The following is an 18593-nucleotide window of genomic DNA, read 5'->3' as shown; positions in this document are numbered from 1 at the left end:
TGATCACGACAAAACCGTTAGTCCTTGAGTAACAAGCGCCTCTCTAAACTGACTCACAAGTGCTGTTTGTTGTGACGGTGAGCGCGGCGTCGCTTGGAGGTGCCCCCAGATTGGATTGGGCCATACCGCATCGTCGCGAAATCGCGCAACATGATGGAGATGAAGCTGCGGGACCAGATTACCAATTGCTGCAATATTGAGCTTGTCGGGAGCAAAAAGAGATTCTAGACAGCTTGCGACCAGGGAGGACTCTTGCCAGAGTGTTTGTTGATCGCTTGGGCTGAGATGATGGATTTCTTCGATGCCACTTACACGAGGGATAAGCAAAAGCCATGGACCAAAATCTGCGCCTGCAAGACGTAATTGGCACAATGCTAAATCGCCGACATACGTGCTGTCAGCGGCTAAACGAGGGTGAAGAGAAAAAGACATAGCCACTCCGTATTGAAATGAATCTCGCCAGCTTACATCACAACCGACGAGTGGGTCACGGCAAATAAAAAGCCCACCGACAAGGTGGGCTTTTCGCTATTAGGTTATCTCGTCCGCTTAGCCATTACATGCGTTCAAGCGTATTGATGCCCAATAGCGCCAAACCTTGCTTGATGGTTTTCGCAGTGAGTGCGGCCATGCGCAAGCGGCTTTGGCGAGTGTGTCCTTCTGAGAGCAGGATTGGGCAAGCTTCATAAAAGCTAGAGAACAAGCCTGCAAGCTCAAAGAGGTAACTACACATTAAGTGCGGCTGTCCTTCTCGGGCTACAGATTTCACGGCTTCTTCAAATTGCAGTAGCTTAGCAACCAATGCTTTTTCTTTTTCGTGCTCAATGATCATCTCACCGTCAAGCGCATCCCGATCGACGCCTGATTTTGCAAAGACTGAGGCAACGCGGGTATATGCGTATTGCATGTAAGGCGCGGTATTCCCCTCAAAGGCCAGCATATGATCCCAGTCGAAAATATAATCGGTAGTACGGTGCTTGGAGAGATCGGAGTATTTTACCGCTGCCATTGCAACCGTCGTCGCGATATTCGCTTGCTCGGCCGCATCCATATCAGGGTTCTTTTCAGCAATCAGTGCTTTGGCACGCGTTTCTGCTTCGTCCAATAGGTCAGCAAGACGCACTGTGCCGCCCGCACGTGTTTTAAACGGTTTGCCATCTTTACCCAGCATCATGCCGAATGCATGGTGCTCCAAGCTAACGGTTTCCGGAACATACTCGGCTTTACGAACAATGGTCCAAGCTTGCATTAGGTGTTGATGCTGGCGTGAATCAATGAAATACATCACGCGATCAGCGTTAAATTGTTCATAGCGATACTTGGCGCAAGCAATGTCGGTGGTGGTATAAAGAAAGCCGCCATCACGTTTTTGGATGATCACACCCATCGGCTCGCCATCTTTATTTTTATATTCGTCGAGAAAGACCACCTGAGCCCCATCGTCTTCGACCGCGATGCCTTTCGCTTTTAAGTCTTCAACAATACCCGGCAGCATATCGTTATAAAGGCTCTCGCCCATGACATCTTTTGGTGTCAGGGAAACGTTTAGACGGTCATAGTTCTGCTGGTTCTGCTCTAACGTGACTTTAACGAGCTTTTCCCACTTCTCTTTGCAATAGGCATCGCCACGCTGCAATCGCACCACGTAGTCACGTGCGGTGGCGGCAAAGGCTTCGTCTTCATCGTAGCGCGCTTTAGACTCACGATAGAAGTTTTCAATATCGCCCAGCTCCATGGAGATATCATCACCGCGTGACTCGTGCAGCTCGAGGTTAGCAATCAACATACCGAATTGCGTTCCCCAATCACCTAGGTGGTTGGCCCGTGTAACCTTGTGACCCAAAAACTCTAATGTACGCACCACCGCATCACCGATAATGGTGGAGCGTAAATGACCAACGTGCATTTCTTTAGCAACGTTAGGTGCCGAGTAATCGACGACAATATTTTGCTTATCTTGTTTCTCGATACCTAAGTGCGCGTCGGACAGGGCGATATCCGCCTGTTTAGCCAGCCACTGATCGTTTAAAAAGATATTGATAAAGCCTGGACCGGCAATCTCTGCGCGACTTGCCATCTCACCGAGATCAAGCGCATCCAATACCTTTTGGGCAAATTCACGCGGGTTCGTCCCGATCTTTTTGGCTGCACCCATCACACCATTGGCCTGATAATCACCAAATTGTGGTTTTGCAGATTGACGCACTGCTGCTGGTGTGCCCTCAGGCGCACCCGCCGCAACCATGGCGGCAGAAACTTTTTCGTTAAGAAGACTTTGAATATTCACTTGCTTACCTTTACTACTAGCCGGGCTGATTATGAATGACCCGTTATGTGGGTTTCCAGCTTATCAATACAAGAATCCGCCAACACTGTATTGCGCGAGAATGAAGCGTGCAAACACAGTGTTGGCGGGATGCTGTATTGTCGCGAACCATGACGTTCATCGACGCGGATGATCCCTAATGATACCCATAAAACAGCAGGCATTGGCAATAGTTATTCACCGCCTTCCTTGATATCTTTACGCGCCGGAATACAACGAGCCTTTTTTCCCTCTCGGAGGTTACCAATTATGATGCCATCAAAGGAAAAATCGTAGTGCGAGATGACGCCACTTTTTAGATAAAATCAATCAGTTGCTGACACATTTTCCTGTAATTTCACGCATGAGGGGTGGGCCAGCACCGGCGCGCTGGCAATGTTTGGCAGTTTGGTGAAATAAGAAGGCTGAGCTATAAGATCACGGTTTTATTGCCGTGCACGAAGACGCGATCGTCGATAACGCGAGCGATCGCTTGGCTGAGCACGCTTTTTTCTACGTCCCGGCCAGCTTTTGCCATATCTTGTGCGCTAAAGCTATGATCAACATGAATCACATCTTGGCCAATAATAGGGCCTTCATCTAAATCGTTGGTCACGAAATGGGCGGTCGCACCAATGATTTTGACCCCGCGCTCGAAGGCTTGATGATAGGGGCGTGCACCAATAAAGGCAGGCAAAAAGCTATGGTGAATATTAATAATGCGATGCGGATATTGGGCGACAAAATCTGGCGTTAGCACCCGCATATATTTGGCGAGAATAATATAATCAGGCTGGTGGCCTTGAATGGCCTTAATCATCGCTTGCTCGTGCTCGTCGCGACTTAATCCTTCATGGCTAACAAAGTGAAACGGGATATCAAACCGCTCGGTTAAAGGCTGTAACTTATCGTAATTCCCTACCACAGCGGCAATCTCTATATCGAGCGATCCGTCATACGCTTTCATCAAAATATCGCCGAGACAATGCGACTCTTTGGTGACCATGATCACCACACGTTTGCGACGCGAACTGACTAATTGACGCTGACTACCGGGTGGTAATGCGTGGTCAAGATCCAATAGCAAGGTATGATCGTTGAAAATCCCCTCCAGCTCGGTGCGCATATAAAACTGCCCGGTAGCGTGATCAACGTATTCGCGGTTATGAATAATATTGAGCTGGTGTTTGTAGCAAATATTGGTGATGGTGGCGATTAAGCCTTGAGCGTCAGGACAATCCGTGAGAAGTGTTTTTCGTTCCATGTTGATACTGTGCTGCTTATTACTAAACCCCTGGTTTTACCCTTTCTGGCCTGTTAGGTCAAAGTGATTTTGGTGGTGATCTTGGCTTTCGTCCCTGAATGGTTTGATCCATTTTTGGGGTTTGGCATAATGCTCTCTTTCCCCTGTGTATTTATCTAATGATCCGTAAGGTTTTCTCAGAGACGGGCGCGCTGGCTAAAGCCATTAACGGCTTCGTGCCTCGCCAACCGCAAACAGATATGGCGATCGCTGTCGATACGGCCATTCGTGAACAAGGCCAGTTAGTGGTTGAAGCGGGCACAGGAACCGGGAAAACCTATGCCTATCTGGCCCCGGTGTTGTTAAGCGGTAAAAAAGCGATTATCAGTACCGGGTCGAAAAACCTGCAAGAGCAGCTCTACCATCGTGATTTACCCTTGATGAAGTCTGCGCTGGGCTATATCGGTACCACGGCGCTACTCAAAGGCCGGGTGAATTATCTTTGTCCTGAACGTTTAGAGCGGCAAATTAGCGAATGCCACCGCCCAGACAGCGAACCGGGACAATTGAGTCAGTTGGTCAAAATTCGTGAGTGGTCATCGTATACTGAATCGGGCGATTTGAGTGAATGTGAGGCGCTTGCTGAAGACAGTCCGCTCATTCCTGTTGTGACCTCTACTAATGATAACTGTCTAGGGAAAGACTGCCCCAGCTATGAAGACTGTTACGTGGTCAAAGCCCGACGCCGTGCGATGGATGCTGATGTGGTGGTGGTGAATCATCATTTATTTTTGGCTGATGTGGCGATCAAAGAAACCGGCTTTGGCGAGCTGATCCCAGAAGCCGATGTGATGGTGTTTGATGAAGCGCATCAACTGCCTGACATCGCTAGCCAGTATTTTGGCCAGTCTTTATCAAGTCGCCAACTTCAAGATGCGGCGAAAGACATTCATATTGCCTACCGGACTGAACTTCGTGATACGCGCCAGCTGGAAAAAGTGGCTGACCGTCTCTCGCAAGCGGCGATGGATATGCGGTTAGTGATGGGAGAGCCAGGTTTCCGGGGCAATTGGCGCGAGCTTCAAGCATCGCCCGTGGTTGAAAAAGAACTGGTGCGACTGTCCGATGCCCTCGATTTAGTTCATGACGTGGTCAAATTGTCACTCGGGCGAAGCCAGTTACTGGATGCCGCGTTTGACCGTATTACGTTGTTTAAAGCCCGATTAACGCGCCTTCGCGATACGTCGATAACCGGATATTCCTACTGGTATGAATGCACACGCCATCATTTTAGCTTGAATATTACGCCATTATCCGTAGCGGACCGTTTTCGTGAGCAAATGGCCGAACAAGGCGGTGCATGGATATTCACCTCGGCCACCTTGGCCGTAGAGGGGGATTTTGGCCACTTTAATCACCGATTAGGGATCGATGCCAAACAACAAATGACGCTGGAAAGCCCGTTTAATTATCCCGAACAAGCCCGATTGTGTGTGCCACGTCATGTGCCTGAGACCAATAGTTATCGCCGTGCGAATAAATTGGCCGCCATGCTCGGGCCGGTGATTGAACGTAACCAAGGCCGTTGCTTTTTTCTCTGCACGTCGCACCAAATGGTCCGTGAGCTCTCGGCATTATTTCGCGAGCAGTTGTCATTACCGGTGTTGATGCAAGGCGAAATGCCTAAACAGCGCCTACTGGCAGAATACTTGTCTTTAGGTAACGCGCTACTGGTGGCGACAGGGGCATTTTGGGAAGGCATTGATGTACGAGGCCAGGCCTTGAGTTGCGTTATCATTGATAAGTTGCCGTTTGCGTCGCCGGATGATCCTTTATTAAAAGCACGCATTGAAGATTGCAAATTACAAGGTGGTGATCCCTTCGCTCAGGTACAAATTCCCGAAGCAGTGATCACGCTTAAACAAGGCGTGGGGCGATTGATTCGTGATCAACAAGACTATGGCGCATTGATTATCTGTGATAACCGCTTAGTCACCCGTGCCTATGGCGCGACCTTTTTACGCAGTTTACCTGCTATCCCACGGACACGGGAGCTTAACCATATTGACGATTTTTTGTCGCCCTCAGAGGCGGACAATAAAACCGTTCACTCGCATTTATCACATCAACCTATAGAGGGTTAAATGACGCTAAAAATACTTGCCGTCGATACGGCTACGGAGAATTGTTCAGTGGCACTTAGTTGTGGCGATCATGTTATTTCACGCAGTGAAATCGCCCCACGCGAACACACGAATAAGATCCTGCCGATGGTTGATGAAGTCCTGGCAGAAGCCGACGTCGCACTCAGCCAGGTGGATGCGTTGGCGTTCGGCCGCGGGCCGGGCAGTTTTACCGGTGTACGCATTGGTATTGGTATTGCCCAAGGACTCGCTTTTGGCGCGGATTTGCCCATGATTGGCGTGTCGACGCTAGAGGCGATGGCGGCACAAAGCTACCGAATGAGCGGCGCAACCCATGTCCTCGCTGCGATTGACGCGCGGATGGGCGAGTTATATGTCGGTCAGTACCAACGCACACAAACAGGTCGTTGGCAGTGTTTAGGTGAGGAAATGGTCGTCGCACCTGATGCGCTTTTACCTCACTCTAACCAAGGTGTTTGGACATTGGCAGGAACCGGCTGGCCTGCCTATCCTGATCTAGAGGCCCAATTGGGATTGCAAAGCGTCAGGTCAGATGTGTTGTACCCGCAAGCGCAAGATATGATCGCGATTGCACAACACGCGTATCAGTCAGGAGAAGCGGTGGCCGCCGAGCTAGCCAGCCCTACCTATTTGCGAGATAAAGTCACGTGGAAGAAATTACCCGGGCGAGAGTAGGCCGGTAGTCGGTCGGTGAGCATAGGAAGCGAATATGGTATCGATTAACGGTATATCGTCCCCACAGACGACCCGATCTAATCAATCCCAGCGTGCGGCAAACAAACAGAAAGTCACACGTAAGCAAACGCCGAAGACGACGCAAGTTGCCAACGCGGTTCGCCAGCGCGTTGACCCAGTGTCGGTTGCGCAGGCTGAGCAAGCGCAGCAACAGGTGCAATATGATTTACCTGATGGTCGAGGTCGGCAGGCAATGGAATCTTACTTCGCCGTGTTAAACCAAACACGGCGAGAGGAACTGTTAAGCTTGGTTGGGGTCGATATATACGTTTAATGGTGCACAAAAGGAGTGTGTTGTATGAAACTTTATTGGCTAGTTGTTCTTGGTGCCTTGGCTTTAACCGGCTGCTCAACGTTGCCAGAGACACTCAAAGGACGCATGGATCAGCCCGTGACTGAATATCCCGTTGTGGCGAAAATGACTGAGGCGCAACAAGGTGAAGAAGTGCGCCTAGGCGGTTTGATTGTCAGTGTTAACAACCGGGAGTCTGACTCGGTTGTCGAGATCGTAGCTTTACCAATATCAGATGCGGGACGTCCCGATATAAAGGCCTCATCCCTCGGGCGATTTAAAGCTGTTTTTGATGGGTTTGTGGAGCCTGCTGACTATGCCAAAGGGCGACCGATTACCATTCTAGGTGACTTTGATTCACGCCAAGAAGGGATGGTTGATGCATATTCCTATGATTACCCAGTACTGAAGGTGAAAGGACATCAATTATGGAATATTGAGCAACAAGTGATTGATGATGACAGGCCGTATTGTTACGGGTTGTATTGCTCTCGACTTCGTATCGGTGTCGGTACCGGGCATGTGCAAAGCGTGATTACCCTTCCTTAACCCATAACGGGTCGCCATGCTATCCACACCGTTAAGTGCAAAGCTTGATGCTTTATTAGCCCAGCCCCCCGAGCAAGTGGGCCTTTGCTCGGGGTTGGTCGCCACATCTATCCCGCTTGCAGACATTCAGGTAGTGGCGGCTGTGCGGACGCCCAGTTATGGCGCCCCGACATTGGTGTTTATGCACGGTTGGCAAGATAACCTTGCGAGTTTTCATTCGCTGCTCCCTTTATTGCCGCAAGATGTTGGGCTCATTTTGTTTGATTGGCCAGGGCATGGTTTATCGGAACACAAGCCGGGTGACTATTATTATCCGTTTTTTGATTATCTTGATGATCTGCACCAAGTGCTGAACCACTCATCGCTCTCGCTGCTTGGTCACACAGGGCCGGTGGTGCTGGTGGGTCATTCATTGGGTGGGGTAGTCGCTAGCTGTTATGCGGCTAGTTTCCCCGATAGTATTGATGCCATGGTGACCATTGAAGCGCTCGGCCCGATCGCGGAACCTGAGCAGACGGTCACTGAACGTTTTGCCAACAGCTTGAATCAACGGGCCATGTTACGAGCAAAGGCCCCCCGTTACTTTGATTCGGCGCTTAAGGCGTTACGGTTACGCGCCTCGATAAATAAAGTGTCACTTGAGTCACTTCTGCCTTTGGTGGCTCGAGGACTTTCGGTATGCACACAAGGCGTACGCTGGCGTCATGACCGCAAATTAGGCGCAGAACCGCTTTATCGGATGTCGCCAGCTCACAGTGAGTCGATTATTCGAGCGATCAATTGCCCAGTACTGGCGATTCGAGCGACAGATGGGTATCCTGCATTTCGCTCAACAGATGCGGCCATCCGGGCAACGTGGTTTCAACAACTCACCCTCGCTGAGCTTCCCGGCACCCATCATTGTCACCTTCAACAACCGCAACAAACTGTGTCGTTGATAACAGATTTTGTGACTAAAATTCAAACGCGCACTTAAAATGCTCGTGTAACAATAATGTTAACGCTATGGTGGGCGGGTTAAACATCTGTTTGAATTATGCCTCGTCGATCGAAGCAAGCAATATAGCCTGCAAGCTAAAACATAGGAGAAAGCCAGTGGAAAAAGTATGGCTTAATCGTTACCCGTCGGATGTGCCGGCGGAAATAGATCCAGATGCCCATCGCTCTCTTATCGAGATGTTTGAACATTCTGTTCAGCAGTACGCCGACCAAACTGCCTTTATTAACATGGGGCAGGTGATGACGTTTCGTAAATTGGAAGAGCGTAGCCGCGCGTTTGCGGCCTATTTGCAAAATGAGCTGAAGCTGAAAAAAGGCGATCGTGTCGCGATCATGATGCCAAACCTGCTGCAATATCCGATTGCTTTATTCGGCATTTTACGTGCCGGTTGTGTTGCTGTTAACGTCAATCCGTTATATACCCCTCGTGAGTTAGAGCACCAGCTGACGGACGCGGGAGCAAAGGCTATCGTGATTGTCAGTAACTTTGCCCATACATTAGAAAAAGTGGTCGACAATACCCCAGTCAAGCATGTGATTTTGACCAGCTTAGGCGAGCAACTACCGCGCGCCAAAGGCACCTTGGTGAACTTCGTGGTGAAATACGTGAAGAAAATGGTACCCAAGTATCATTTGCCGCATGCCACTTCGATGCGTAAAGCCTTGAGTCGTGGTCGCCGGATGCAATACGTTAAGCCTTTCTTGAAAGGCGATGATGTCGCTTTCCTCCAGTACACGGGTGGCACCACTGGGTTGGCGAAAGGCGCTATCTTAACCCACCGCAATATGTTGGCGAATGTTTATCAAGCAAAAGGTACCTACCAGCCGGTGCTTAATGCCGGTGAAGAAGTGGTGGTAACTGCATTACCGCTTTATCACGTCTTTGCGTTGACCGTAAACTGCCTGTTGTTTATCGAGATGGGGGGGCAGAACTTACTGATTTCTAACCCGCGTGATATTCCCGGCTTTGTGAAAGAGCTACAAAAATATCCCTTTACCGCGATCACCGGCGTGAATACGTTATTCAATGCCTTGCTCAACAACGAGGATTTCCATGAGCTCGATTTCTCAAACCTACGCTTGACCGTGGGAGGAGGCATGGCGGTACAGCGTGCCGTGGCTGAAAATTGGAAAAAACTGACGGGTAAGCACTTACTCGAAGGATATGGGTTAACCGAATGCTCACCTTTGGTTGCCGCGTATCCGTACGACTTGCGAGACTACAATGGCTCAATTGGTTTGCCCGTGCCCTCGACTGAGGTCCGTATTGTCGATGATGAAGGTAACGATGTCGCCGATAATCAACCCGGTGAGCTTCTAGTACGTGGCCCACAGGTGATGCAAGGCTACTGGAATCGGCCTGAAGCCACACGGGAGAGCATTGATGAACATGGCTGGTTAGCGACCGGTGATGTGGTGCAGTTTGATGATGATGGTTTCTTGCACATTGTTGACCGCAAAAAAGACATGATTTTGGTATCAGGCTTCAATGTTTACCCAAATGAAGTGGAAGACGTGGTCGCCCTGCACGAAAAAGTGCTCGAGGTTGCAGCGATTGGCCAGCCTGACGAGAACTCAGGCGAGTTGGTGAAGATCTGTGTGGTGAAAAAAGATCCCTCGCTCACGCGAGATGATCTCGTTGCCCACTGTCGTAAGCATCTTACGGGCTATAAAGTACCGCGTGTAGTGGAATTTAGGGATGAGTTACCTAAAACCAATGTTGGTAAGATTTTGCGTCGTGAGTTAAGGAACGAGCCTGAGGCGCCTGCGCAAAAAGCGTCGGCTTGATGCGAACCGACCCAGAAAAGGGTAAACTAGCGATAACGAATCACGAAATGCCGGCATCGCCGGCATTTTCTTTATGGGCTTTTTTGTGAACTATCAACTGATCACCTCTTCTCAACAACTCGTGGCTATATGCACGCGTCTTCGTCAGCAAGCAACCGTGATGGTCGATACCGAGTTTGTCCGCACTCGCACTTTCTATGCTCAGCTGGGCTTAGTTCAGCTTTATGACGGGGAGTGCCTCGCGCTAGTCGATCCTATCGCGATTGACGATTTATCGCCTTTGTGGGCACTGATGGCCGACGTCAGCGTGACCAAGGTACTACATGCGAGCAGTGAAGACTTAGAGGTGTTTCTACACCATGCGGGTGCGCTACCGACACCAATGATTGATACCCAAATCATGGCAGCATTTTTAGGCCATGGTGTATCGGAAGGGTTTGCAAGCTTAGTTGAGCGTTATGTCGGTGTGGCGCTGGACAAGGGCGAGTCACGCACTGACTGGTGTGCACGACCACTGACCGACAAGCAAAAGCACTACGCCGCAGCAGATGTTTACTATTTGATGCCACTTTATCAGGCGTTGTCTGACGCCTTAGCGCAGACACCGTGGCAAGACGCTCTCGTTGAGGAATGCGCACAGCTGTGCTGTAAAAAGCATCAATCAAAATCGGATGAGGCCGTGTATCAAGAGATTAAGTATGCGTGGCAGTTGAATCCACAACAATTGGCAGTATTGCAAGCGTTGGCAAAATGGCGAGCCAAAGAGGCACGACGTCGTGACATGGCGCTTAATTTTATCGTTAAAGAACAGCACCTTTGGAAAATGGCGCGATACGATATACGCACAGTAGAGCAAATGCAGGAACATGGGTTTGATCGCTTTGAAATTCGCTATCATGCACAAACACTGATAAAAATCGCAAAACAGGCTGACAAGATGACTGCGGATAAATGCCCGCCAGCGCTGACACGATTGGTCGATGAACCAGGCTATAAAGCGGTGATCAAAGCAATTAAAGAAAAAGTGCAAGAAGCGGCTGATAACGCTGGATTAGCGCCAGAGTTTATTGGATCCAAAAAACAGCTGAATCAGCTGATTACTTGGGTATGGCGAGACGATTGTCAAGAAGAGAAACGCCCCGAGTTAGCAAAAGGATGGCGTTACACATTAATTGGCGATGCCCTGTTAGCGGTTATTCCCAAAAAGCCAACCGCCTAAACCTAAAAAGCGGTGCTCGTGCACCGCTTTCGTGTTTTTGAGAAAAAGGGGCCGTATTAGTGGTCCTTTCCTTCCTCGGGGAGCGTAACATTTAGCTCTAAAACAGACAGATCATCATCCCCTTGCTCGAGGCTAACCGATACCTGGTCTGGCGCAATATCGACATATTTCCGGATGACATCTAAGATATCTTGCTTAAGCTGAGGCAGATAGGTTGGAGCAGGGCTATCGGCACTACGACGCTCGGCAACAATAATCTGTAAACGCTCTTTCGCGATGTTGGCGGACTTTTTCTTAGTGGGCCGGAAGAATTCTAGCAATGCCACATTAGCCTCCAAATAAGCGTTTTAAGAAACCTTTACGTTCTTCCTCAATAAAGCGGAAGGGGCGCTCTTCACCCAGCAGACGAGCGATGGCATCTTCGTAGGCCTGGCCTGCGTCAGACTCTTGGTCAAGCACAACAGGCTCACCTTTGTTCGAGGCGTGTAATACCGACTGGCTTTCCGGGATCACGCCCAGCAGAGGAATGCGTAGAATATCTTCAACGTCTTCGACACTTAGCATTTCGCCATTGGTCACACGTGCAGGGTTATAACGAGTGACTAATAAGTGGTGTTTAACCGGCTCCTCACCGTTTTCTGCGCGGCGTGATTTAGAGTCAAGAATGCCAAGAATACGGTCAGAATCGCGTACAGATGACACTTCAGGATTGGTAGTGACAATTGCTTCATCAGCAAAATACAGCGCCATTAATGCGCCAGCCTCGATGCCCGCAGGAGAGTCGCAAATAATGTATTCAAAACCAAGCTCGTCCATGTCTTTTAAAACACGTTCAACCCCTTCTTTGGTCAGCGCATCTTTATCGCGTGTCTGAGAAGCGGGTAGAATAAACAAGTTTTCTACGCGTTTATCTTTAATCAATGCTTGATGGAGATTCGCCTCACCATTAATGACATTAACAAAGTCGTAGACAACACGGCGTTCACACCCCATCACCAAGTCCAGGTTACGTAAACCGATATCAAAATCGATAACCGCTGTTTTTTTGCCTGTTAATGCTAATCCGGTCGCTAATGCTGCACTTGAGGTGGTTTTTCCCACGCCACCTTTGCCGGAAGTAATTACAATAATTTGTGCCATTCCTCGTCCTTATTCTGTTATAGCGTGAGGGGGTCAATCTGTAAGCTTTCTTGATTAAGCGACACCATGGCTGGCCGCTCAACATGTTCTGGTGGAATCTTATCATTCAGCCAATAGCTACCTGCCACTGACAATAATTCTGACTGAAGGTTCTGACAATAAATACGTGCTTGTTTTTGTCCGCATGCCCCGGCAATTGCTCGGCCTCGTAGCACGCCATAAATATGAATGCTGCCATCGGCAATCACTTCTGCCCCGGCGCTAACATGATTCAAGATGACCAAATCTGCGTTTTTAGCATAAATTTGCTGGCCGGAACGAACAGGCGCGGTGACCACTTTTGCTGGCGTTTGTATCGGATCTGCGATCCGTGACTGCTTACTTGATTTAAGCACGGCCAGTCCCGAGTCTAGCGCAAGCTGGCGTGTATGGTTGTGCGTGACCCCAGTCAGTCCGATAAGAATCATTCCCGTTGCCTGTAAACAGCGCTTTAACGCACTGATGTCAGGACATTGAGAAAGGCGTTGAACATCAGCCACAACGGGGGCACCTTCAAAAAAACCAGGTGCTTGAGTGACCTTCTCGGCCAGCACATCAGCCGCCGCGGCGAAGTTATCGTCAACAAGATGGAGGACGGATAGGGTGAAAGTAGAGCCTTTCAACTCCGGTTGTTTAAGCATGTGATTCGATCCCGGTTCTGTCGTTAAAACACGAGTCAGACGCGCATTATCAGACGTTGAATAGCATGGTATATTCACAGCACGGATGCGGCAAGCAAGGTTTGCTTTTCGAGTCAGATTTCTCGTTTTAATGATGTTTTTTAGCTTTATAGTGAGAAACCACCGCAAATACGTGTTTTGATACACTTTGCGGTAAAGTTTAACAAACCTTTGCCCGAGGATGACAATTTATCGCCTGTTTTATGGCATGCTCGTGAGGACTTTTGAGATGTATTGCGCAATTTATCGAAGCAAAAAGAAAGAAGGCACCTATCTTTATCTTGCAGAGAAAGATAAATTTGATGACGTGCCAGAGGCGCTGATGAACAGCTTTGGGCAACCAGAGTTCGCAATGATGATTGACTTAGACAAGCGTGAAAAGCTTGCGGTGGTCAATATCACCAAGGTAAAGCAAAGCCTGCAAGAGGAGGGGTTTTTTGTACAGCTGCCCCCACCTCCGGACGTAGCGCTGCAGGCTATTCGTAATAGAAACGAAAAACTGTAAAAGGAAGACTATGCGCAAAGGTATGATTTCAGCCTGTATGGCGGCTGCATTAATCGTTAGCCCAGTGATGGCCAAGCCAGGATTTGAACAATATGTGGCCTCATTAAAAGATGAAGCTCGTGAGGCAGGGATTAGCGATGCATTGCTCGAGCGAGCGTTTGACGGGATTGAATATCATGAACGCGCGGTGAGCTCAGATCGAAATCAACCCGAGCGGCGCCTTACTTTAGACGAGTATATTCCCCGAGCGGTACCAGACTGGAAAGTGGCGCAAGCGAAAAAGCTCTACAATCAGCATTATGACGTATTAAAAAAAGTGGGTGAACAATACCAGGTGCAACCACGTTTTATTGTTGCCCTGTGGGGCGTTGAAAGTAACTTTGGCAAGCTCCAAGGCAGTTATAATGTGATTGAGGCATTGGCGACATTGGCATTTGATGGCCGTCGAGAAGCTTTTTTCCGTAAAGAAACCATGGCAGCACTGACAATATTACAGCAAGGTCATATTGCCCCCGAAGACATGAAAGGATCATGGGCGGGAGCAATGGGGCAATCTCAGTTTATGCCCAGTTCGTTTATTAATTATGCTGTGGATGGCAACCAAGATGGTAAAAAAGATATTTGGCAAACGGAGGCCGATGTTTTTGCATCGGCAGCGAATTATCTGAAACAAGCCGGTTGGGATGATACCTATACATGGGGTCGGCAAGTTCAAGTTCCAGAACAGCTTGATCGGTCTCTACTCGGTACCGGAGCAGACAAGGGCTTATTGTTAAGTGACTGGCAGACGAAAGGCGTAAGACGCATGAACGGCCAAGCGTTACCCAAGGTCGACATCAAAGCATGGCTGATTCAGCCTGATGATGAAAAGGGGAGAGCGTATTTGGTCTACAATAATTATCAAAGCTTATTGAAGTGGAACCGCTCGCATTACTTTGCTCTGGCGGTTAGTCATTTAGCCGATAGAATTAAATTTGATTGATACTTTATAAAAAAAAGAGGCCTTGGCCTCTTTTTTCTTTTTCCTTGGTAAAAAGTTTATGCTTCTTGACCAGGGATGAGGAAATCGTCGAGTGTTGCAGAACCACTTTCCGTCGCTTCGCGAATAACCTTAGGCATACGGCCTTGACCTGTCCATGTTTTATGTGAACCATCATTATCAGTATATTGGTATTTAGCTGGACGAGCTGCGCGCTTTCCTGGTGTTTTCGCTTTAGTGCTGCCACCTAATAGCTTCATGAGCTCTTCTGGCTCAATACCATCGGCCACTAACATTTCGCGGTATTTCTCTAGCTTTTCTAAACGCTCTTGTTCTTTTGCTTCTTCTTCGCGATCAATTTCTTTACGTTCTTCAACCACGGTATGTAGTTTCTCTAACGCTTCGTTTAGTTGCTCGGTTGACATCTCTTTGGCAAGAGCGCGTAAGCTACGTAGGTTGAGTAATGCTTTCATTGCATCAGACATTATTGGTTCCTGTTTAATTTATTTGTTAATAGAAGAATGATAACAGTATAAATGAAATATACAATATTACATATATTAATAGGCCACATTGTTCATTATTTGCAAGTTATTCGCAATCCTAGCGTATAGTTTTATTGGCATTTTGATTCTTGTGTCTAAAAAAATAGAATGCGCGTCGTTTATCATTGGCATGGAAAAGGAATAGAACGCCTGACAACGAGCCGATGATTTTTCAAACATAAACAGTTGCGATAGTGAGCACGACGTGTAGAATGCTCTTCGCTTAACGTAGAGGTGCGTTGTTTATGAGTCGTGCGCAAGAGGGTGATACCGATGAGGGCGCATAAAAGGAAACAATGCCGAAGCCAATCAGGTCATCACACCGATTGAGCTGGGGCTGTTACCGAATAGGAGCAGCACTGCCATAGTACTTAGAAACACACTATGGAGCGCTACTGTATGTAGGAGGCAAGTTGTTTGCCGTGTAATACCACGCCTTACCGTCTTCGTTTCTGCAGTAGATCTCCAACCACCGGGTTGATATTGAGATCATGAACTTAACAGACTTTTCTTCATCCGCTTTATCACTGCTTCCTCCGTTGCTAGCCTTGGGTCTCGCGATTGCAACTCGACGTGTCTTACTGTCGTTGGGTATGGGGATAATCCTTGGCACCGTATTAATGACGGATTTTTCACTTTTGCCCGCTAGTCAGTATTTACTGAACGTGATCACTGGCTTATTTATAGCTGATGGCGGTTTAAACAGCTGGAACTTGAGTATCCTCGCCTTTTTAATATTATTGGGCATGATTACCGCGTTATTATCCTTATCGGGGGGGACGCGCGCGTTTGCGAATTGGGCACAAAGCCGGATTAAGAGTAAACGTGGTGCGAAGTTACTGGCTGCTTTTCTTGGGGTATTCATCTTTGTTGATGATTACTTTAATAGCTTAGCGGTGGGGGCCGTTTCTCGCCCAGTCACGGATCGTTTTCATGTTTCACGGGCAAAACTTGCCTATATTCTCGACTCGACCGCGGCGCCTATGTGTGTGATTACACCAGCCTCCAGCTGGGGAGCCTATATCATTACCGTTATTGGCTCTATCTTGGTTGCGCATGGTGTTACCGATTACACCGCACTGGGTGCGTTTGTCATCATGATTCCGATGAACTTTTATGCCATTTTTGCGCTGCTGTTAGTGTTTGCCGTGGTCTGGTTTCAGCTTGATATTGGCCCCATGCGCCAATTTGAATACCAAGCCAAAAAAGGCAGCCGATTAGGTGATGAAAGCGAACATTGTGCTGATATTTGCGATGATTTAGGCATCGAAGAAAGTGAAAATGGCAGTGTAGCGGATCTGGTGGCTCCGATAGTCGTGCTAGTGATCGCCACGATTAGCGCCATGATTTACACCGGTGCGCAATCTTTAGCAGCTGATCATCATGCATTCTCTATCCTGGGAGCGTTTGAGAATACCGACGTCGGCATGTCATTACTGTGGGGCGGACTGGCCGGCCTGTTTGTTGCGCTAGTGATGACGGTTAAACAAGGCATTGCTAAGCCCGATATTGCGAAGACGTTATGGGTCGGCGCTAAATCAATGTTTGGTGCGATTCTTATATTGCTATTTGCTTGGTCGATTGGCCATATCATTGGTGATTTACAAACGGGTAAATATTTATCCTCGTTAGTGCAAGGTAACTTACCTGCTCAATTGTTACCTGTGGTTTTATTTTTATTGGCGGCAGTGATGGCATTCGCCACGGGCACGTCGTGGGGCACATTTGGTATTATGCTCCCGATTGCGGGGGATCTTGCGGCAGCGACGGATATTGCGCTGATGTTGCCGATGCTGTCTGCGGTATTAGCTGGTGCTGTATTTGGCGATCATTGTTCTCCTATCTCAGATACCACTATTTTATCCTCAACAGGGGCGCGCTGTGGGCTTATTGACCACGTCGCCACGCAGCTACCTTATGCAATCGGAGGCGCAGTCGTTGCGACATTTGGCTTCTTAGTGCTTGGCTTTACCGCCTCTTTGTTATGGTCATTAGCCGCGTCGACGCTGGCGTTCATTCTTTTGTGCTCTGGGTTACTTTGGCTTAAAAAGCGGCCCTGTCAATTGAAAGGATAGTCGTTCAAGCCCCGCATAAACGGGGCTTTTCTTTTTCTGCGGGTTCGGTAGCATGCCGGTGTATTGAATGATGTTGGCCCTGAAGTAGGGCGTTACGTGTAGAGACAGTTATGGCCCAGTTATATTTTTACTATTCGGCAATGAATGCCGGTAAATCGACCACCTTGTTGCAATCTGCGTTCAATTATCAAGAGCGTGGGATGCAGCCTTTACTGTTCACCGCCGCGATCGATAATCGCTATGGGCAAGGTAAAATAAGTTCACGTATAGGCCTGGACGCGGATGCACATCTGTATGACAACCAAACGTCGCTGTTTGAGCATGTGGCGGCCATTTTATCTCAGGACAAAGTCGACTGTTTGTTAATTGACGAGAGCCAGTTTTTAACTAAGCAGCAAGTACTGGAACTGACCGATGTCGTGGATAAATTGCGGATCCCTGTCCTATGTTATGGTTTGCGTACCGATTTTCGTGGTGAATTATTTGAAGGGTCACAGTACTTACTCGCGTGGGCTGACAAATTGGTGGAGCTTAAAACTGTGTGTCATTGTGGGCGTAAAGCCAGTCGTGTCATTCGGCAAGACGCTGAAGGCAACGCGATTGCAGATGGCGATCAGGTTGTGATTGGGGGCAATGAACGTTATGTGTCTGTTTGTCGTCGCCACTACAAGCAGATGCTCGGACTGCTCTGAGCAATGGAACCGGTGTGACACACTGAAAAGACAAAAAAGGCGAGCAACAGCTCGCCTTTTTTTCCATTTGGCCGATCGGGGTCAGTGCTATTTCACTGCCTCTTGATCGACTGGCACAATTTGGCTGGCATGGTAGCCTTTGGGTCCTTCCTCGACTTCGTAGCTGACGGTTTGCCCCGCTTTTAATGTCTTATACCCATCCATTTGAATCGTAGAGTAGTGAGCGAATACGTCTCCTTCCCCTTCTCCTGGACAAATAAAGCCAAATCCTTTTGCATTGTTAAACCATTTTACTGTACCAGTTTCCATGCGACACATCCTTCTTGCATCAAACTTTGCATACCTCGTGATAAACGCCTTGTCAGCTTCTGGTTAGCCTTGAGCTTGGGATTCCCCCTGGCGCAGACTGACCGAAGCCAACTTGGTCATTTATCTACCACACAATCCACTTTAGTAGATACTTTTAGGCAGTCAAGCGCTGGCTATAACATATAACATGAATGTAATAATAAATCGAAAAAGTGTGAGGGAGTGACGATAATTCATTAAAGAACAGACATGTCATTTGCATGAATGTCGGACTGTTATCGGTGCTTTTTCGCTCGTGATAAGTGTTGTTCTTATGGTTTGTTTTGTATAAATC

General features: G+C 48.4%; 19 protein-coding genes and 1 riboswitch. Of the genes, 11 read left to right on the top strand and 8 right to left on the bottom strand.

What is annotated here, in order from left to right:
• Window positions 1-3 precede the first annotated feature (3 nt).
• The 3 genes from BZG77_RS09330 to purU all read right to left on the bottom strand — a co-directional run bounded on the left by BZG77_RS09330 (window position 4) and on the right by purU (window position 3569).
• Window positions 4-432: an HIT domain-containing protein gene (locus BZG77_RS09330; RefSeq protein WP_077647038.1), complete on the bottom strand. Its 429-nt coding sequence runs from the start codon at window positions 430-432 to the stop codon at window positions 4-6.
• A gap of 124 nt (window positions 433-556) precedes the next feature.
• Complete coding sequence (gene argS, locus BZG77_RS09325; protein WP_077460177.1) at window positions 557-2287, bottom strand: arginine--tRNA ligase; 1731 nt, start codon at window positions 2285-2287, stop codon at window positions 557-559.
• Window positions 2288-2735: 448 nt separating this feature from the next.
• Complete coding sequence (gene purU / locus BZG77_RS09320) at window positions 2736-3569, bottom strand: formyltetrahydrofolate deformylase (RefSeq protein ID WP_021022444.1); 834 nt, start codon at window positions 3567-3569, stop codon at window positions 2736-2738.
• Window positions 3570-3727: 158 nt separating this feature from the next.
• Here purU and BZG77_RS09315 point away from each other — a divergent pair, with 158 nt between their 5' ends.
• The 7 genes from BZG77_RS09315 (at window position 3728) to rnd (ending at window position 11295) form a co-directional block, all read left to right on the top strand.
• On the top strand, window positions 3728-5692 hold the full coding sequence (locus BZG77_RS09315; RefSeq protein ID WP_077647037.1) for an ATP-dependent DNA helicase: 1965 nt from the start codon (window positions 3728-3730) through the stop codon (window positions 5690-5692).
• Window positions 5693-6388, top strand: a complete 696-nt coding sequence (gene tsaB, locus BZG77_RS09310; RefSeq protein ID WP_077647036.1) for a tRNA (adenosine(37)-N6)-threonylcarbamoyltransferase complex dimerization subunit type 1 TsaB — start codon at window positions 5693-5695, stop codon at window positions 6386-6388. It begins immediately after the preceding gene.
• 34 nt (window positions 6389-6422) lie between these two features.
• Window positions 6423-6722 carry a hypothetical protein gene (locus BZG77_RS09305; RefSeq protein WP_077647035.1) on the top strand — a complete coding sequence of 100 codons (300 nt, stop codon included), beginning with the start codon at window positions 6423-6425 and terminating at the stop codon, window positions 6720-6722.
• 24 nt (window positions 6723-6746) lie between these two features.
• Window positions 6747-7289, top strand: coding sequence for a Slp family lipoprotein (locus BZG77_RS09300; protein ID WP_077647034.1), 543 nt, complete (start codon window positions 6747-6749; stop codon window positions 7287-7289).
• Between the two features lie 16 nt (window positions 7290-7305).
• The gene (locus BZG77_RS09295; protein WP_241844139.1) at window positions 7306-8265 is read left to right on the top strand and encodes an alpha/beta fold hydrolase; all 960 of its coding nucleotides are present in this window, start codon (window positions 7306-7308) and stop codon (window positions 8263-8265) included.
• Between the two features lie 119 nt (window positions 8266-8384).
• Entirely contained in the window at window positions 8385-10076 is a 1692-nt protein-coding gene (fadD, locus tag BZG77_RS09290; protein WP_077647033.1) for a long-chain-fatty-acid--CoA ligase FadD, read from the top strand.
• 85 nt (window positions 10077-10161) lie between these two features.
• Window positions 10162-11295 (top strand): ribonuclease D, encoded by a 1134-nt coding sequence (gene rnd, locus BZG77_RS09285; protein ID WP_077647058.1) that lies wholly within the window; start codon window positions 10162-10164, stop codon window positions 11293-11295.
• Window positions 11296-11351: 56 nt separating this feature from the next.
• On the opposite strand, the gene minE is transcribed toward rnd, so the two are convergent.
• From minE to minC, 3 genes are read right to left on the bottom strand one after another with little or no spacing between them, the layout of a single operon-like run.
• The gene (gene minE, locus BZG77_RS09280) at window positions 11352-11621 is read right to left on the bottom strand and encodes a cell division topological specificity factor MinE (RefSeq protein WP_021022437.1); all 270 of its coding nucleotides are present in this window, start codon (window positions 11619-11621) and stop codon (window positions 11352-11354) included.
• 1 nt (window position 11622) lies between these two features.
• Window positions 11623-12435, bottom strand: coding sequence for a septum site-determining protein MinD (minD, locus tag BZG77_RS09275; protein ID WP_077647032.1), 813 nt, complete (start codon window positions 12433-12435; stop codon window positions 11623-11625).
• Window positions 12436-12452: 17 nt separating this feature from the next.
• Complete coding sequence (minC, locus tag BZG77_RS09270; protein WP_077460183.1) at window positions 12453-13115, bottom strand: septum site-determining protein MinC; 663 nt, start codon at window positions 13113-13115, stop codon at window positions 12453-12455.
• A gap of 268 nt (window positions 13116-13383) precedes the next feature.
• Here minC and BZG77_RS09265 point away from each other — a divergent pair, with 268 nt between their 5' ends.
• Both BZG77_RS09265 and BZG77_RS09260 read left to right on the top strand, forming a co-directional pair.
• Window positions 13384-13659, top strand: coding sequence for a YcgL domain-containing protein (locus tag BZG77_RS09265; protein WP_021022434.1), 276 nt, complete (start codon window positions 13384-13386; stop codon window positions 13657-13659).
• Between the two features lie 10 nt (window positions 13660-13669).
• The gene (locus BZG77_RS09260; RefSeq protein WP_077647031.1) at window positions 13670-14641 is read left to right on the top strand and encodes a lytic murein transglycosylase; all 972 of its coding nucleotides are present in this window, start codon (window positions 13670-13672) and stop codon (window positions 14639-14641) included.
• Window positions 14642-14697: 56 nt separating this feature from the next.
• Here BZG77_RS09260 and BZG77_RS09255 read toward each other — a convergent pair whose 3' ends face one another.
• Entirely contained in the window at window positions 14698-15123 is a 426-nt protein-coding gene (locus BZG77_RS09255) for an H-NS family histone-like protein (RefSeq protein ID WP_021022432.1), read from the bottom strand.
• A gap of 281 nt (window positions 15124-15404) precedes the next feature.
• Window positions 15405-15586: riboswitch (Lysine riboswitch) on the top strand.
• Between the two features lie 88 nt (window positions 15587-15674).
• Here BZG77_RS09255 and BZG77_RS09250 point away from each other — a divergent pair.
• Together BZG77_RS09250 and BZG77_RS09245 are read left to right on the top strand one after the other, a co-directional pair.
• Window positions 15675-17258, top strand: a complete 1584-nt coding sequence (locus tag BZG77_RS09250) for a Na+/H+ antiporter NhaC family protein (protein ID WP_077647030.1) — start codon at window positions 15675-15677, stop codon at window positions 17256-17258.
• A gap of 110 nt (window positions 17259-17368) precedes the next feature.
• Complete coding sequence (locus tag BZG77_RS09245; RefSeq protein ID WP_021022430.1) at window positions 17369-17950, top strand: thymidine kinase; 582 nt, start codon at window positions 17369-17371, stop codon at window positions 17948-17950.
• An 87-nt stretch (window positions 17951-18037) separates the two neighbouring features.
• Here the strand turns inward: BZG77_RS09245 and cspD are convergent, their stop codons facing one another.
• On the bottom strand, window positions 18038-18259 hold the full coding sequence (gene cspD, locus BZG77_RS09240; protein WP_021022429.1) for a cold shock domain-containing protein CspD: 222 nt from the start codon (window positions 18257-18259) through the stop codon (window positions 18038-18040).
• Window positions 18260-18593 lie beyond the last annotated feature (334 nt).

Source organism: Salinivibrio sp. IB643 (assembly GCF_001996105.1).
GTDB classification, from domain to species: domain Bacteria; phylum Pseudomonadota; class Gammaproteobacteria; order Enterobacterales; family Vibrionaceae; genus Salinivibrio; species Salinivibrio costicola.
This window is presented reverse-complemented; position numbering and strand designations above follow the sequence as displayed.

Bases quoted from the DNA above. Each gene is read 5' to 3' on its own strand.
- minD (WP_077647032.1), bottom strand. From the start codon at position 12,435: ATGGCACAAATTATTGTAATTACTTCCGGCAAAGGTGGCGTGGGAAAA.
- BZG77_RS09315 (WP_077647037.1), top strand. From the start codon at position 3,728: ATGATCCGTAAGGTTTTCTCAGAGACGGGCGCGCTGGCTAAAGCCATT.
- BZG77_RS09330 (WP_077647038.1), bottom strand. From the start codon at position 432: ATGTCTTTTTCTCTTCACCCTCGTTTAGCCGCTGACAGCACGTATGTC.
- BZG77_RS09255 (WP_021022432.1), bottom strand. From the start codon at position 15,123: ATGTCTGATGCAATGAAAGCATTACTCAACCTACGTAGCTTACGCGCT.
- BZG77_RS09300 (WP_077647034.1), top strand. From the start codon at position 6,747: ATGAAACTTTATTGGCTAGTTGTTCTTGGTGCCTTGGCTTTAACCGGC.
- purU (WP_021022444.1), bottom strand. From the start codon at position 3,569: ATGGAACGAAAAACACTTCTCACGGATTGTCCTGACGCTCAAGGCTTA.
- BZG77_RS09245 (WP_021022430.1), top strand. From the start codon at position 17,369: ATGGCCCAGTTATATTTTTACTATTCGGCAATGAATGCCGGTAAATCG.
- tsaB (WP_077647036.1), top strand. From the start codon at position 5,693: ATGACGCTAAAAATACTTGCCGTCGATACGGCTACGGAGAATTGTTCA.
- BZG77_RS09295 (WP_241844139.1), top strand. From the start codon at position 7,306: ATGCTATCCACACCGTTAAGTGCAAAGCTTGATGCTTTATTAGCCCAG.
- cspD (WP_021022429.1), bottom strand. From the start codon at position 18,259: ATGGAAACTGGTACAGTAAAATGGTTTAACAATGCAAAAGGATTTGGC.
- BZG77_RS09305 (WP_077647035.1), top strand. From the start codon at position 6,423: ATGGTATCGATTAACGGTATATCGTCCCCACAGACGACCCGATCTAAT.
- BZG77_RS09250 (WP_077647030.1), top strand. From the start codon at position 15,675: ATGAACTTAACAGACTTTTCTTCATCCGCTTTATCACTGCTTCCTCCG.
- BZG77_RS09260 (WP_077647031.1), top strand. From the start codon at position 13,670: ATGCGCAAAGGTATGATTTCAGCCTGTATGGCGGCTGCATTAATCGTT.
- BZG77_RS09265 (WP_021022434.1), top strand. From the start codon at position 13,384: ATGTATTGCGCAATTTATCGAAGCAAAAAGAAAGAAGGCACCTATCTT.
- minC (WP_077460183.1), bottom strand. From the start codon at position 13,115: ATGCTTAAACAACCGGAGTTGAAAGGCTCTACTTTCACCCTATCCGTC.